The sequence below is a fragment of the Sorangium sp. So ce381 genome (assembly GCF_051473845.1).
Taxonomy (GTDB): domain Bacteria; phylum Myxococcota_A; class Polyangia; order Polyangiales; family Polyangiaceae; genus Sorangium; species Sorangium atrum.
The window spans coordinates 4,792,990-4,807,316 of the sequence record NZ_CP150336.1 but is presented as its reverse complement, the minus strand read 5'-3'; the positions used below and the strand labels follow the sequence as shown (position 1 = coordinate 4,807,316).

Annotated in this window: 10 protein-coding genes; 4 read left to right on the top strand and 6 right to left on the bottom strand. The window is 69.1% G+C overall.

All coding sequences use genetic code 11. The features are described 5' to 3' along the window. The first annotated feature begins 406 nt into the window (after window positions 1-406). The gene (locus WMF29_RS18005; RefSeq protein ID WP_437330015.1) at window positions 407-799 is read left to right on the top strand and encodes a hypothetical protein; all 393 of its coding nucleotides are present in this window, start codon (window positions 407-409) and stop codon (window positions 797-799) included. Here the strand turns inward: WMF29_RS18005 and WMF29_RS18000 are convergent. Continuing rightward, entirely contained in the window at window positions 796-2,286 is a 1,491-nt protein-coding gene (locus tag WMF29_RS18000; RefSeq protein ID WP_437330014.1) for a flavin-containing monooxygenase, read from the bottom strand. The genes WMF29_RS18005 and WMF29_RS18000 overlap by 4 nt on opposite strands. A 164-nt stretch (window positions 2,287-2,450) precedes the next feature. Beyond that, window positions 2,451-4,769, bottom strand: coding sequence for a nitric-oxide reductase large subunit (locus WMF29_RS17995; protein ID WP_437330013.1), 2,319 nt, complete (start codon window positions 4,767-4,769; stop codon window positions 2,451-2,453). A gap of 150 nt (window positions 4,770-4,919) precedes the next feature. On the opposite strand from WMF29_RS17995, the gene WMF29_RS17990 reads away from it, so the two are divergent. Together WMF29_RS17990 and WMF29_RS17985 are read left to right on the top strand one after the other, a co-directional pair. Further along, window positions 4,920-5,621: a VOC family protein gene (locus WMF29_RS17990; protein WP_437330012.1), complete on the top strand. Its 702-nt coding sequence runs from the start codon at window positions 4,920-4,922 to the stop codon at window positions 5,619-5,621. Window positions 5,622-5,776: 155 nt separating this feature from the next. Further along, on the top strand, window positions 5,777-7,138 hold the full coding sequence (locus tag WMF29_RS17985; protein WP_437330011.1) for a PQQ-dependent sugar dehydrogenase: 1,362 nt from the start codon (window positions 5,777-5,779) through the stop codon (window positions 7,136-7,138). Window positions 7,139-7,249: 111 nt separating this feature from the next. Here WMF29_RS17985 and WMF29_RS17980 read toward each other — a convergent pair whose 3' ends face one another. The 4 genes from WMF29_RS17980 to WMF29_RS17965 form a co-directional block, all read right to left on the bottom strand. Next, window positions 7,250-8,095: an alpha/beta hydrolase family esterase gene (locus WMF29_RS17980; RefSeq protein ID WP_437330010.1), complete on the bottom strand. Its 846-nt coding sequence runs from the start codon at window positions 8,093-8,095 to the stop codon at window positions 7,250-7,252. A 487-nt stretch (window positions 8,096-8,582) separates the two neighbouring features. Then, window positions 8,583-9,173, bottom strand: a complete 591-nt coding sequence (locus WMF29_RS17975) for a DUF5110 domain-containing protein (protein WP_437330009.1) — start codon at window positions 9,171-9,173, stop codon at window positions 8,583-8,585. 502 nt (window positions 9,174-9,675) lie between these two features. Beyond that, window positions 9,676-10,776, bottom strand: coding sequence for a glycoside hydrolase family protein (locus tag WMF29_RS17970; RefSeq protein ID WP_437330008.1), 1,101 nt, complete (start codon window positions 10,774-10,776; stop codon window positions 9,676-9,678). 5 nt (window positions 10,777-10,781) lie between these two features. Then, a complete protein-coding gene (locus tag WMF29_RS17965; protein WP_437330007.1) occupies window positions 10,782-12,110 on the bottom strand; it encodes a DUF2403 domain-containing lipoprotein in 1,329 nt (442 codons plus the stop codon). 671 nt (window positions 12,111-12,781) lie between these two features. On the opposite strand from WMF29_RS17965, the gene WMF29_RS17960 reads away from it, so the two are divergent. Beyond that, complete coding sequence (locus tag WMF29_RS17960; protein ID WP_437330006.1) at window positions 12,782-14,308, top strand: hypothetical protein; 1,527 nt, start codon at window positions 12,782-12,784, stop codon at window positions 14,306-14,308. Window positions 14,309-14,327 lie beyond the last annotated feature (19 nt).

Sequence of the window (14,327 nt, the reverse complement as noted above, 5' to 3'; positions counted from 1 at the left end):
GATGGCCGCTTTCGGTCGTCCATGGCCAGCTCGTCTGCGTTCGGACGACCGGCGCGGTTGTTAGCATGAGCGCGCGCGCTGGAGGTGCGCCGACGCGCCTGCTCCGCATTTTTCCGCCGCATCCCGATGCGCTCTTCGGTGGGGCCTGGGTCGGGTTTTCACTCGGCGCCGCCGGACGTCATGGCTCTCCGTCTTCAACTCTCTTTCCCGATTCCATTCTCCACTTCACGGATGTCTATCACACGATGAGGGTCGCGACCGACCGGGTGCGTGCGCGGCATGTGGACGGATCGGATCCGGATATTATATGATGAGCGTCGGCGTAGCCTCGCCGGCGCGAGAGGACGCCTGCGTGGTCCTGCGCCCATCTCGACTCGATTGCACCAGTACCACATCGGGGGACGACATGACGTACATCAGGAGACACACGGCGCTGCTGGCAATATCGGCCACGACCGGGATCATGGGCTGCATCACGACATCCGGATCGAGCGACGAAGCGACGGGGGCGAACGAGGAGATCGTCGAAGAAGCCTCGAGCGCCCTCACCCGGGCGCCCATCTACGTGGGGCCGAATGTCTTTGTCCGGCGTGTCTTTCTGCGCTTCACCCCCAACGCCGACGGCCCGGTGGCCATGGCCGTTCAGGTCGGCGCCATGGTCAGCCTCGTCTGCCACACGAGAGGCGATTATGTGAATGGTAACAACCTCTGGTACAAGCTCGACAATGGCTACTACGTCCCCGACGCGGCGGTATGGACGGGTACCAACTACCCCGTCGAAGCGCCCTGTGCAGACTAGAACAGCGTTCCCCAAGTTCGTTCCTGCTCCCCTCGCCTAGAGAAGACCATGGTGCCGTCGTCCACCGGGCCTAGCTTCATCGCGAGCAGATCGAGGACGTAGTTCTGACGGAAGTACCACGGCGCCTTCGATCCCTGCTTGGGCAGGTGGTCCGCCGAGCGCTGCACGTAGCCCGACGTCAGGCCGAGCAGCGGCCGAGGATCGGGGACGGATTCGTCATGGCGCGGCAAGCACTGCCGGTAGCCGCGGCGATCCATGTGGTTGAGCAGCCGGCAGACGTACGTCGAGGCCAGCTCCGCGCGGAGCGTCCACGAGGCGTTCGTGTAACCGAGGCAGAGCGCGAAGTTCGGGACGCCGCCCAGCATTAGCCCCTTGTAGATGAACGACCTGCCGGGATCGAGGACGTCGCCGTCGACGGCGATGCGGATGCCGCCGCAGAGCAGGAGCTCCAGGCCCGTCGCCGTCACGATGATGTCCGCCTGGAGCTCCTTGCCCGACTCGAGCAGGACGCCGTTCTTCGTGAAGGTCCGGATGCTGTCGGTGACCACGGAGGCGCGCCCCTCCTTCACCGCACGGAAGAGATCGGCGTCCGGCACGAGGCAGAGGCGCTGATCCCACGGATCGTAACGAGGGTTGAAGTGTGTATCGATGTCGAAGTCGGGCGGCAGATGCCTGGCGACGCCGCCGCGGAGCATCCGCCTGGCCAGCCGCGGCGCGCGCTGACAGATCTGGTAGATGAGCAGGCTGAGCGCGACGTTCTTCCAGCGGGCGACGCGGTGGGCCATCCGCTCCGGCAGGTGCTCGCGGATCGCGTTCGCTATCGGGTCTTCCGAGGGCAACGAGGCGATGTAGCTCGGTGAGCGCTGGAGCATCGTCACATGCGCTGCGTCGGCGGCCATCGCGGGCACAAGCGTCACGGCCGTGGCGCCGCTGCCGATGACGACGACGCGCTTGCCCCGGTAGTCGAGATCCTCCGGCCACTGCTGGGGGTGCACGAGCTGTCCCTGGAAGTCGTCGCGGCCGGGAAAGCTGGGCGTATACCCGCTCTCGTAGCGGTAGTAGCCGCTGCAGATATAAAGGAAGCTGCAGGAGTAGCGGACGAGCTCCTCGCCTGGGCCGACGTCCACCTCGACGGTCCACCGCGCGTGCTCCGAGGACCATGACGCGGATCGAACCCGGTGATTGAACCGGATGTGCCGGTCGATGCCGAGCTCCCGGGCCGTGTCGCGCACGTAGTCGCGGATCGACCGCCCGTCCGCGATCGCCTTGGCCTCCTTCCAGGGGCGGAAGGAATAGCCGAGCGTGAACATGTCCGAGTCCGAGCGGACTCCAGGGTAGCGGAAGAGGTCCCAGGTACCGCCGATCGCGCTGCGCCCCTCGAGGATCGCATACCGCTTGCCCGGGCAGCGCGTCTGGAGGTGGTAGCCGGCGCCGATGCCGGAGAGGCCGGCGCCTACGATCAGGACGTCGAAGTGCTCGGTGGACATGCTGGGTTCCGGGGGCGAGCGCCGTGGCGCTCCAGGACCCGAGCATAGCGTGGCGGTTCACGGCTGAGCTCGGCGCCACGAGCACATTTCGGGTGTGCCGCGCGGCGGCGGCGCGGCGGTGAGGAGGCGCGCCAGCGCGCAGGCGGGCGCTGGCGCGCGGTTGATCAGGCCGCCGGCACGCCGCTCGCGGCCGGCGTGGCCATCCCTGCCGCCTCACCTTCCGACGCGGGCTTAGCCGAGGCGGCGCCCGCCGGCCGCCGGGTGAAGAGCCCCGCGACGAACGCCACGAAGGCCGCGACGCCGACGATGAACAGGCTGTCTCCGACGAACCGCATCCAGCGCAGGGCCTCGAGGACCGGCTGCTGCAAGAACTCCGCGCTCCGCGCGTACCACAGCCCGCGCTCGACGCTGGCCCACGCCTGCGCGAGCCCGATCGGCAAGAGGCTCAGGAGGATCATGAGGCCGAGGCCGCCGTTCATCCCCCAGAACGCCACCCGGAGCCGCGCCTCGTTCCACACCGCATCGGGGCGCAGGCGGCGGAGCATCACCAGCACGAGGCCGAGGGACAACAGCCCGTAGACGCCGAAGAGGGCGGCGTGCGCGTGCACGGGCGTCGTGTTGAGTCCCTGCATGTAATAGAGGGCGATCGGCGGGTTGATGAGGAAGCCGAACACGCCCGCGCCCACGAAGTTCCAGAATGCAACGGCGACGAAGAACTGGATGGGCCAGCGATAGGCCTGCATCCAGCCGCTCCGGTGCTGCATCTGCCAGGTCTCGCGCGCCTCCATCCCCACGAGGACGAGCGGCACGACCTCCAGGGCGCTGAAGCTCGCGCCGACCGCCATCACCGAGACCGGCGTGCCGCTGAAGTAGAGGTGGTGGAAGGTGCCGGGGATGCCCGAGATGAGGAAGATGCAGGTCGACAGGATCGCCGCCCGCGCAGCGCTGTCCGGACGCACGAGGCCGAGCCGGGTGAACAGGAACGCGATCGCCGCGGTGGCGAACACCTCCATGAACCCCTCGACCCAGAGGTGGACGACCCACCAGCGCCAGTACTCCATGACCGACAGGTGGGTCTTCGCGCCGTAGAAGAGCCCCACGCCGTAGAACATCCCGATGGCGACGGTGGCGCCGGTGAAGAGCAGCACGATGTGCCGGCTCATGTCGCGCCGGGCGAGCGCGGGCCAGAGCGCGCGCAGCATCAGGAAGAGCCAGAGCGCCAGCCCGCCGAAGAGCGCAATTTGGAAGGCGCGGCCGAGGTCGACATACTCGTACCCCTGGTGCCCGAACCAGAACGAGGTCTCGAGCGCGAAGCGCTGCTTGATCGACAGCCACTCTCCGGCGAGCGAGCCGAAGACCACGAGGACGAGCGCCCCGAAGAGGACGTTCACGCCGAGCCGCTGCCCCCTCGGCTCACGCCCGCCCACCGCCGGCGCGAGGAACAGCCCCGTCGCGAGGAACGCGGTCGCGATCCAGAAGACGCCGAGCTGGACGTGCCATGTGCGCGTCACCGCGTACGGCAGGATCTCCCCGAGCGGCAGCCCGAAGACCTCGTTCCCCTCGACGGTGTAGTGCGCGGTCAGCACGCCGAGCGCGACCTGGAGCACGAGCAGCGCGACCACCACGACGCAGTACTTCCCGACGGCCCGCATCGACGGGGTGAGCACCCACCCCGCGAGCGGATCACGCGCCGGCGCAGGGTCGGACGGCTCCTCGCTACGGCGGAACGCGTGGTACCAGACGAGCGCGCCGATCCCGGCGAGCAGCAGGACGATGCTCACGATCGACCAGATCACGTTGGCGCTCGTGGGGACGTTGCCGACGAGCGGCTCGTGAGGCCAGTTGTTGGTGTAGCTGGCGCCGGTGCCAGGGCGCTCCGCGGCCGCGGCCCACGAGGTCCAGAAGAAGAACGCCGTCAGCTTGTCGCGCCGCCCGGCGTCGGGGACCGCGGCCGTGTGCAGCGCGTAGCTCTCGCGCAGGCCGGCGAGGCTCGGCTCGTCGCCGAAGAGCGCGCGGTAGTGCGCCGCGGTCTCCTCGATCGCCAGCGCGCGATCCTCGGAGACCGTGAGCGCGCCGGTCGCGGCGTCGTAGCCGTTGTGGCGCATCGTCCGCTGGAGCCGCGCCTTGAGCGCGGCCTGCGCCTCGTCCGGGAGCGACGCGAACGGCGCGCCGTGCTCTCGCTGGCTCCAGAGCGCGAGCTGCGACTCGGCCTCGCGATGGAGCCAGTCCGCCGACCAGTCCGGCGCCTGGTAAGCGCCATGCCCCCAGACGCTGCCGACCTGCTGTCCGCCGATGCTCTGATAGACCAGCTGCCCGTCCAGGATGTCGTCCTTCGTGAGCAGCACCCGGCCGGACGGCGTCTCCACCCGCTCTGGAATCGGCGGGGCCTTGCGGTACACCTCCCGGCCCGTGAAGCCGAGTATCAAGAAGCCAGCGGTGATGACGGCGGCGAGCGCCAGCCAGAGTCGTCGTAGGTTATGCATAGCGACCTCGTTGTTCGCGTGAGCCCCGGCGCGCCCGCGCCTCCGCGGCGCGACATCGGGAGCTCCGGCCGTGACGCCGGCCATGAAGCAGGCGGCGTGCCTCGCGCGTGCCCCCTTGTTTTCGCGGCGCGCGGCCATGCGCCGGAGGCGGTGGGGCGCACCGTTTGCACGAAGGCGCACCCGCGGCTCGACCTCCTCTGCCAGGCCGAGGCGCCAGGACGCGTCGCGCCGGACACCGCGGCGGCGCGCGCGGGCCGGCTCATCAACGCGCGCGAGCCCAGCGCCGAGCGGCTCGGCCTGGTCGCCGCCGCTCGCCGGCGGGCGGCGTCGCGGGCGCCGGGCGCGAGCCTGGGCCTACCGTCGCGCCGGGGCCTCCGGCTGGGGTATCCTCGGCCGCGCGCGCCGCTCCCCTACCCCGGCGCCGTCGCGGAGGCCCTCCCCATGTTCAAACGCATCGCGCACGTCTGTCTCAACGTGAGAGATCTGCAGCGCTCGGTCGACTTCTACGGCAAGCTCGGGTTCGCCACCAAGTTCAGCTTCACCCGCGAAGGCGCGCCGTTCGGCGCGTACCTCGAGATCGCCGACGGCAACTATGTGGAGATGTTCGAGGACCGGAACCTCGGCGAGGTGGTCAATACCGGGATCGCCCACTTCTGCCTCGAGACCGACGACATGGACGCCGTGATGGCGACGCTGAAGAGCCGCGGCGTCCCGTTCACCGAGAAGAAGCTCGGCTGCGACAACACGTACCAGATCTGGCTGGCGGACCCCGACGGCAACAAGTTCGAGGTGCACCAGTACACGCCGACCAGCACGCAGTACACCGGAGGGGTGATCGAGGCGGACTGGTAGCCGCCGGCCACAGGGCGGCAGCCGGGGTTGGATGGGGGGGCGCTCCCTCGCGTGCGCGTGGCGAGGAGCGAGGAGCGAGGAGATCGGCGGGCTCATCGGTCCAGAGGAGCGGTGGAGCGGTGGACAGAGGAGCAGTCGGATGGCAACCAGAGTCCATGGACAACCGAAGATCAGGCCGCTGCTGGGCCCGGCGTGGGGCGGCTCAGGTGCTCCTGGTTGGCGCCTGCGCGGGCGCGCTGTCCTCCTGCTCGCCCAAGCGAGCCGAGGTCACACCGCAGCCAGCGCCCACCGACAGGATCCTCACGGGCGCCGACGCGCTGGGCGACTGGACAACGGACGCGCCAGGCGTGAAGCGCAAGATCACCGTCGCCGACCTGCCCGCGCCCAACGAGGGCGAGTCGGTGACCAACAGTCCGAGCAAGGCAGATCGTCCAGCCGGTGTGTTCCCCAAAGTCCCGTCGGGATTCGCCGTCACCGAGCTCGCCACGGGTCTGGAGAAGCCGCGCGTCGTGCAGGTGGCGCCGAACGGCGACGTGTTCGTGGCCGAGAGCGCGGCGGACCGGGTGCAGGTGCTCCGGGACACGGACGGCGACGGCAAGGCCGACCTCCGCAGCGTCTACGCCGAGGACCTCAACCGCCCCTTCGGCATCGCCTTCTATCCGAGCGGCACCGAGGCGCCGACGCACGTCTACATCGCGAACACCGACAGCGTGGTGCGGTTCCCTTACAAGGCGGGCGACACGAGGGCCGGCGGCCCGGCCGAGGCGCTGGTCACCAACATCCCCTCGGGCAAGGAGGCCGTGGGCGGCGGCGGCCACTGGACCCGCGATATCGCCTTCAGCAAGGACAACCAGCGAATGTTCGTGTCCGTGGGCTCCCGCTCCAACGTCGATGACGACGACAGCGAGATCCGGCGCGCGTGCATCCTGGCCTTCACGCCCGACGGCAAGAACGAGGCGCTCCATGCGTCAGGCATCCGCAACCCGGTCGGTCTGGCCATCGAGCCGGCGACGGGCGCGCTCTGGACCAGCGTGAACGAGCGCGACGAGCTGGGCGACAACCTGGTCCCCGACTACGTGACGCGCGTGCAAGAGGGCGGCTTCTACGGCTGGCCTTGGTACTACCTCGGCGCGCACCAGGATCCGCGGCACGAGGGCAAGCACCCCGAGCTCCGGGACAAGGTCATCGTGCCGGACGTGCTGATCCAGTCGCACTCGGCCTCGCTCGACCTGTGCTTCTACACGGGCCAGCAGTTCCCTGCCGACTACCAGGGACACATCTTCGCGGCGGAGCACGGCTCGTGGAACCGCTCGCGGCGCACCGGATACAAGGTGATCCGCATCCCGGTCAAGGACGGCAAGGCGGCGGGGTATTACGAAGACTTCATGACAGGCTTCGTCACGAGCACCGGCGACGTGTGGGGTCGCCCGGTCGGCGTCGCGGTGGCCAAGGACGGGGCGCTGCTGGTGACCGACGACCAGAGCAACACCGTGTGGCGGGTGGCCTACGGCAAGTGAGACCAGGATGCGGTGCGGTCGGCGGGCACCTGCCAGGGTCAGAAATCGTGCCAGAGAAGCCGGTCTCGTGCACGACCCGCGCTGCCTCCGCAAGTGGTCACGCGGGCGACATCAGAATTGCGTGATGAATTTCCACGCCTCGGGGGCGTTCCAGCTCGTCGATTGCCCGGGGTCCTTCGGCTCCCAGCCGTGCGGGCCGTCGAACACGCAGTACTTGGTGGGGTGACCTGCGGAGCAGCCCTTGTACTCGGTACACGTGTGGGGCTGGCCAGCTGCCGGGAAGGTGGTCGCCGACGGCTCCTCCATGCAGCCGTTGACCTTCGCGAATTCGGCTTGTTTGACGCGACCGCTGGTCGGCATGGGGGGGCCGCTGCTGTCACCGCTGGCTTGCGACGCGTAGTAGGCGATCGGCTTGGTCAACGTCGCCGTGCAGGAGCCCGTGAGATCTGCCCCCGAAAAGAAGGCGACGCCTCGGAACACGTCCGCGCGGGTGCAGGCGAGAGCCAACGACATCGCTCCCCCGAAGCTGAAGCCGGTCGCGAAGATCCGAGTTTTGTCGATGCAGAGATCTCCCTCGAGCTCCTCCAGGATCGCGTCCGTCAGCTCCACGTCCGACTTGCTCCAGGAACCGGCGCCGTTCGCGGCGTCCGGCGCGACGAAGATGGTGGTAGCTCCAGTGTCGAGCGTCGCCATCGTGAAGTAGCTCCGGTTCGCCACCGACATGGCGGAGGAGCCGGACTCCGCGAAGGCGAACACGAGCCGATACGGCTTGTCCTTGTCGTAATCGCTCGGCACGCGAAGGATGTACTTGCGAGAGGCGCCGCCGAACGAGATGTCGATCGTGCCGTTTTGCAGAGTCTTCGCTTTGCCGCAGCCAGCGCTCTTGACCGCGTCCGTCCCTGTCGCGCCGCCTGCGCTGCCGTCGGCTTGACCGCCACCACCGCTCGCCCCCCCCATGCCCGCGCCACTCGCGCTGCCGCCCGCGCCGCCGCTGGCACCGTCGGAATCGGAGCCACCCGCGCCCGCGGAGCCGGGCTGGCCACCGCCCGAGGTGCTGCCCGCGCTCGCGGCGTTACCACCGGCGCCCGCCTGCGCTTGGCCGCCCGCGCCTGCGACCCCCGGTTCTTCCGAAGGAGCGGTGCTGCTCGACGAACAAGCAACACCCGAGAGTGAGAACAGGGCGAGGACCAGGGAGGAGCAACGGGCACTTGTCATCGGTAACTCCGTGCGCGCGAAGTGCGCGACTGGGACTCGATACTAGCTCATGGCCTCCCGACCAGCAATGGATTGTGGCGCGCCGGTTCAGTTATGAAGCGACAGCTCAAATTAGGCGCGTCACCATACCGGCCAGGGGGCGTCGCAGGGCTCGAGTCTGCACAATCGAAGTTGTTGTGCATCCCCTCCCCTTCATCGTGGAAGCGGCGACTCCGCGCTTGCCAGCGGCTCACAAACGAACGGGGACCGCCTGCCCGTCGTACGTCACGGTGGAATCGGGCGCGGGCGTGTCCGTCGTCGAGAAGCCGACCGCTTTGCCATCGGTGACGAGCACCACCTGGAACGTGCGCTTCGCCGGCATGCCCTCCCACGCGCCCTGGCGCGCCCCGATGGTCAACGCTCGCGCCGCGTCGTCCCAGGTCAGCTGGATGAGCGAGAATGCACCGCTCTCGTGATCGGTGCTCGTCCCCTGGTCCTCGTACAGCGTGAAAGTGCCGCCAGCGCCGCCATAGACCAGCAACGTGATGGGATCGGCCGCCTGCTGATCGACGTATTCCTGGGCCGGTCCGATGGGGACGATCGAGCCCGCGCGCGCGTAGACGGGGATGGCGTCGATGGGCGCGGGGGCGGCGGCGATCGTCGTGCCTCCCGCGTAACGCGTGCCCGTCCAGAAGTCGTACCAGGCCGGCGCCGCCTTCCCCCCCGGCGCCCCCGTCTGAACCTGCGGGGCCGCCGACCCCGTCACCGCCACCCGGCGCCCCGGCGCCGCCACCACCACCGCCGCCGCCGCCGCCTCCGCCGCCACTGCTGCTACTGCCACTGCTGAGGGCGCCGTCCGCGCCGCATCCCGCAGCCCCGGCGCCGAGGAGCAGGATGACCGCCGCCACCAGGCAGCGGGGGCGAACGCACCGTGCACGGAGCTCGTCACTCGAGCTGAAGTGCGTAAGAAATTTCATAAATACGTGGATTGTTTCACGTTTGGCAGCACCCAGCGAACGATGGATCCGGTTCAGACGCTCTGACGCGCCAGCCGATCGGCGCGTCAGAGGCCCTGAGCTCAAGCCCCCGCGGCCGCCCTCGTCGCCCTCCCCGGTGAGGTCGTGGGCCGAATGTGAACGTTCACAAATCGGATGTCAATTCCAAACGGCGCGCCAGCGACCAGCCACGCGCCGATGGCAGACAAGCCCCCTCCGGAGCATCGCGTCAAGAGAGGCGGGCACCGGGCACGCGTGCAGCCAGCGGCAAGCTGCACATCGGCAACCACAACGGCTGCGGGAAATCGCCACCGACGCAGCGGCCGTGGCCTGCCCGCCGCATCACTCTCACTCCGTCGAGTCTCCGCACGAACGCTGCGGCGCGCTGACGTACGCCTGACCGAGCTCGTTGAGCTCGCCGTCGTCGCCGAGCAGGCTCGCGTGCCGGACGTTGTCGGCGCGGCCCGAGAACCACGCGTACTTCGCGATCCGAGGCTCGTTCTCGAGGTACGCCAGCGCGTCGACGAGGAACTCCTTCTGCTCGGCGAGTGAGCCCGCGCTGTCGCACGCGAACTCCGTGAGCCAGAGGGGCTTGTCGAACCGCGACTTGTACGTCTCGACGTGGTTGATGAGCCACTGGGCCTGGTTGTCGCCTTCTCCCTTGCAGCCGGTGTAGATGTGGATGCCGATGTAATCGACCCGGCACCCGCTGCACGCGGCGAAGAAGTCGTCGAGGTACTTGAATGGATCGGTCTCCTGGCAATCGCCGCCGCAGAAGTTCACGGCCGGCGACACGAGCGCGAGGCCGCGGGCGTCGGCCACCGCTTCGACGTGCGGCCAGAGCGCCGCGGCCTCGGCCGCGGAAAGATCGGCCTGAGCCCCGAAGTTCGGCTCGTTGAACCCGAGCAGGAACCTCGCCCCCTCGGGGATCTCCGAGGCGATGCGGTCGGCGGCGGCGCTGTCGAGGTTGCCCCCGCCCCACACCATCGGTACGTACTCGACGCCGAGCGTCCTGTAATAGTCGGGCCGGACACCCTCGTCCGGCACATGGGTCCAGTTGTACCACCAGGACACCGCCGGCGAGAGGACATCCATGTCGGCCTTCGAGTGATAACCATACGCGAGGCCGCGCTTGCAGCCCGTCGGCTGGGCACCGCCGCTGCCGCTCGAGCCGCCCGCACCGCTGCTGTTCGCGCTGCCCGCGCCGGCGCCGCTCGAGCTTGAACCACCGCTCCCGCTCGAGCCGCCCCCGCCGGCGCCGCTCGAGCTTGCTACACCGCTCCCGCTCGCGCTGCCCACGCCGGCGCCGCTCGACCCGGACGACGCCTGTGTCTCGTCGTCGCTGCCAGAGCACGCCGGCACGCCGGCGAAGGACGCGAGCGCGGCGATGAAGATCCACCGCACCGGAAGCTGACGGAAATTGTGCATGGTGTTCCTCGTTTTCTTCATGGGGCTCACTCCGGCAGGCGCATCGAGAGCATGGCGTCGATCGCGCCGCGCGAGAGCCCGCCCGGCAGATCGGGGAGCATCTCGGCCGCGGCGGAGGGGATCCTCTCCGGGTGAATGACCGCGACCTGGATCGTGCGCTGCGCCTCATCGAGCAGGATCATGAAGTAGCGATCGCCGACGGGCCGGCGCCACGTCGGGCAGCCGTCCGAGGCCCCGCCGGCCTCGATGACGGGCCCCTCGTCGTAGGCCTTTTGCGCGCACGCATCCACGACCTCCACGTCCTCGGCGAACTCGTCGCGATCACAGCCGCTCCCGCAGACGCTGCCGCCGATGTGCCCCTCTTGGTACGAGCGGACACCGGTGCTCATGAACTCGCGGTTGCTGTACTCGTTGTTGTCCATCACGACCTCGAACACGTTGATCTCGCCGCAGCCGTCGCCGACCGTGCCCGTCTTCGAGTAGCAGTTGCAGAGCCCGTTCCACTTGCGGCCGCCGTCGCGGATGAGCTCGGACGCGACGAACGCGACCCACGGGCCGGGGTGGCCCTGCCCATCGCCGTCGCATTTCTCGACGCCCGCGTCGTCGAACGTCATCGACGCCAGGAAGACGACGAGCTTCGATCCCGCCCAGCCGAGGTGCATGACGCCCGGATCGTCGGGACAGTAATAGTCCTTGCCGTCACCGCACGCGAAGGGCCTGTCCTGCGTGAAGTAGGTGACGCAGTCCTTCTTCGTGAGATCGCCCGTGAAGTCGGCGGACGTGGCCTGCCCTTCCGTGACGAGCAGGTTGGAGCCAACGCCGTCCTTCGCGTCCCACGACGAGACCATCTGCCAGGACGCCGGGTCGCTGCCGGGCTGGTAGACGGCGAGCTGCTTCACGCGGATGGCCTTCATGATGAGGGTCATCTCTTCATCGAACGGGGCGAGCTTGTCGCTCGTCGCGTGATGCTCCGTCATGCAGCAGTGCCCGCCCCAGGTGTCGTCGCCGTCCTTGTAGTCGCACGCCGGGTCGCCCGGCTCGCGGTCGATGCGGCGGGGCCACCAGCCGGGCGCGCCGATGTTCGTGAACGTCATCGTCCCGCCGCGCGTCGGCGTGCTCGGCTCAGGGACGTGGGGGCCGAGACCTCCGCCGGCGCCCGTCGTGCCGGTGGACGGGCCTGCACCGGAGCCCGTCGTGCCGGCGGACGGGCCTGCGCCGGCGCCCGTTGGGCCGGTGGACGAACCTCCGCTCGCCTGGCCCCCCTGGCCGCCCTGTCCTCCGGCATCGCCTCCGTCACCGCAGGCGCACGCGAGGAGGACGAGGGCAGCCTGCACGAACAACGACGAGCGCTTCATGCCCGTGACTGTCTCCGGCGCGCGCGCGTTCCGTGATGGAAAACGGAGGGGCCGGCGCCGATAGGTCATCGAGAGGCCCACATGAGCGCCGTTCGGGCCCGACCTGAGCAGATCGAGCGAGATCGAGCCACGACCCATCCCGGAGCGAGGTCGCTATGACCGTCGAGGGCCCTCAAGGCCTCTGCCCTCGATCCGGCCGCTGAGCTCGGCGTTCCCCAGGTCGAGCTCGCGGAACCCGACGCTGCGCCGCGCGCGCCCTGATGAGCCTCGACCCTGGCGCCCTCGACGAGCTCGCGCTCGGACCTCGGCGCCGACGCGTTCAGACGCTCGTCGAACTCGCACGCTCGCACACAAGATTGATGAAAAAGAGATCGGCTCCAATCTCCTCTCGCAAACCGGCCCGACGGGCGGCGGCGACAGCAAAGTCGACTCCGATACATATCCCGCGAGAGGGGTTACCCGCTCCACCCTGCCCGGGCAATGCGGCCCGGGCGGCGAAGCCCATCGCCGGGCTCATCGGCAGCGCTGATTCGAGGACGTGCGATCGTCGGACTTTTACCTGCTAGAGTGCGCGCGGGAATATCGGTCTCGCAATCCACCCGGCTCGGGCAGTAGGGGGAAGCGAGGACGGAATTCTTGTGTTGTGATTTTTCTTGCTGAGCAGGAGGCCCATGAACCAGCATGTCCGATGCGCCCTTTCGGTGTTGCTTGCGGCGGTGTCGGTGAGCGTGCCAGTGCCGCTCCGGGCGGATGTGACCATCTCGGATGATGTATCGCCCGCGAGCGCGACGGACCCGTGGGACCTCGGCGATAGCCCTCTGCTTGTCGGCGGCACCATACGGGGGATGCCCCGCTCGGGGAGCGTGCGCGTCTCCAACAAAGGGAGGGTGCTCAGCCCCGGCGCCATCATCGGCGGGCCTTACGAGGGCTCCGGTACGGTCGAGGTGGTCGGGTACGGATCGCGGTGGACCAACAATGGCTCTCTCGCGATCGGCGCAGGCCACTTTGCCTGGGGCTCGCTCATCGTACGGACCGGCGCCAGGGTGATCACCGACGAGCTCCTGGTCAGCGGGCCGTACTTCCACGCCTACGGCGACGTGCTCGTCGAGGGGTACGACGCGACCCTGACGAGCCGAACCAACGCCTACATCGGTGACCTGTGGGGCGGCAGGCTCGAGATCCGGAAAGGAGCGAGCTTCTTCTCACACAACGTCTATTTCGGTGCCAGCGCCCTGCCGGACCCTTTCCTCCCGATCGAGGCGTTCGTCACAGGCTCCGCGACGAGGTGGGTGAGCACGGGGGAGTTCGTCGTCGGCGCGGGCAGGGCCGCGCAGCTGACCGTCTACCGGGGCGAGCTCTCCACCGTGAACGCGCAGGTCCTCGGCAACGGGCGCGAGAACAGCGTTGTCAGCGTGAGCGGCTGGGACGGCACCTGGACGAACGCGGGGCTGCTGTCGGTGGGGGGAGACCATGGAATCGGCGGGATCGTCCTCGGAGCGCTGGGGACCCTGGCCACAGAGGAGGCCGAGATCCGGTCGCGAGGCGGCGCGGCGTACATCTACGTGACCGACGTCTATGCATCGTGGATCAACAGCGGTGACGTCACGATCCTCGCGTCCATGGACTCGCCGGTCTATCCCGTGCTGCACATCGACGGGGGAGGGTCCGTCCGCATCGACGGCCTCCTCCGGCTCGCGCCGCTGCCCGGCGCTCCCGGCGGCCCGAGGTGGGCGGTGCGGCTCGCGGACGGCGAGCTCACCGCGGCAGAGATCGAGGTCCAGGCCAGCGACAACATCGATCTTTACCGGGGGCGCCTCGAGACCAGCAGCTTCACGGGCGATCTCGCGAACCCCGCGCTCGGCACGCTGGTCGTGGGCGAGGTGTACCCCTCGACGAGCGTCGCCGGGAGCTACAGCCAGGGCTCGTTCGCTGCGCTGAGCGTGACCGTCGCCGGGCCGAGCGCCGCGCCGCTCCTGTTCGTGGACGGGGACGCGAGCATCGACGGGGCGCTGGAGATCCACGCGGATGATGAGGCCATGCCCTTCCAGGCCGGCGACACCATCGCCGTGCTCGGCTGGAGCGGCGCCCTCCTGGGGACGTTCTCCGAGGTGACGATCGATGTGCCGCTCGCCCCCGGGCTCGCCTGGGACACCTCCGCGCTGTACACGACCGGCGAGATCGTCGTCGTGCCTGGTTGATCGCGGCGTGGCTGATCGC

Excerpts from the sequence above, each read along its gene's own strand:
- WMF29_RS18005 (WP_437330015.1), top strand. The coding sequence starts at position 407 with ATGACGTACATCAGGAGACACACGGCGCTGCTGGCAATATCGGCCACG.
- WMF29_RS18000 (WP_437330014.1), bottom strand. The coding sequence starts at position 2,286 with ATGTCCACCGAGCACTTCGACGTCCTGATCGTAGGCGCCGGCCTCTCC.
- WMF29_RS17995 (WP_437330013.1), bottom strand. The coding sequence starts at position 4,769 with ATGCATAACCTACGACGACTCTGGCTGGCGCTCGCCGCCGTCATCACC.
- WMF29_RS17985 (WP_437330011.1), top strand. The coding sequence starts at position 5,777 with ATGGACAACCGAAGATCAGGCCGCTGCTGGGCCCGGCGTGGGGCGGCT.
- WMF29_RS17980 (WP_437330010.1), bottom strand. The coding sequence starts at position 8,095 with ATGGGGGGGGCGAGCGGTGGTGGCGGTCAAGCCGACGGCAGCGCAGGC.
- WMF29_RS17970 (WP_437330008.1), bottom strand. The coding sequence starts at position 10,776 with ATGAAGAAAACGAGGAACACCATGCACAATTTCCGTCAGCTTCCGGTG.
- WMF29_RS17965 (WP_437330007.1), bottom strand. The coding sequence starts at position 12,110 with ATGAAGCGCTCGTCGTTGTTCGTGCAGGCTGCCCTCGTCCTCCTCGCG.
- WMF29_RS17960 (WP_437330006.1), top strand. The coding sequence starts at position 12,782 with ATGAACCAGCATGTCCGATGCGCCCTTTCGGTGTTGCTTGCGGCGGTG.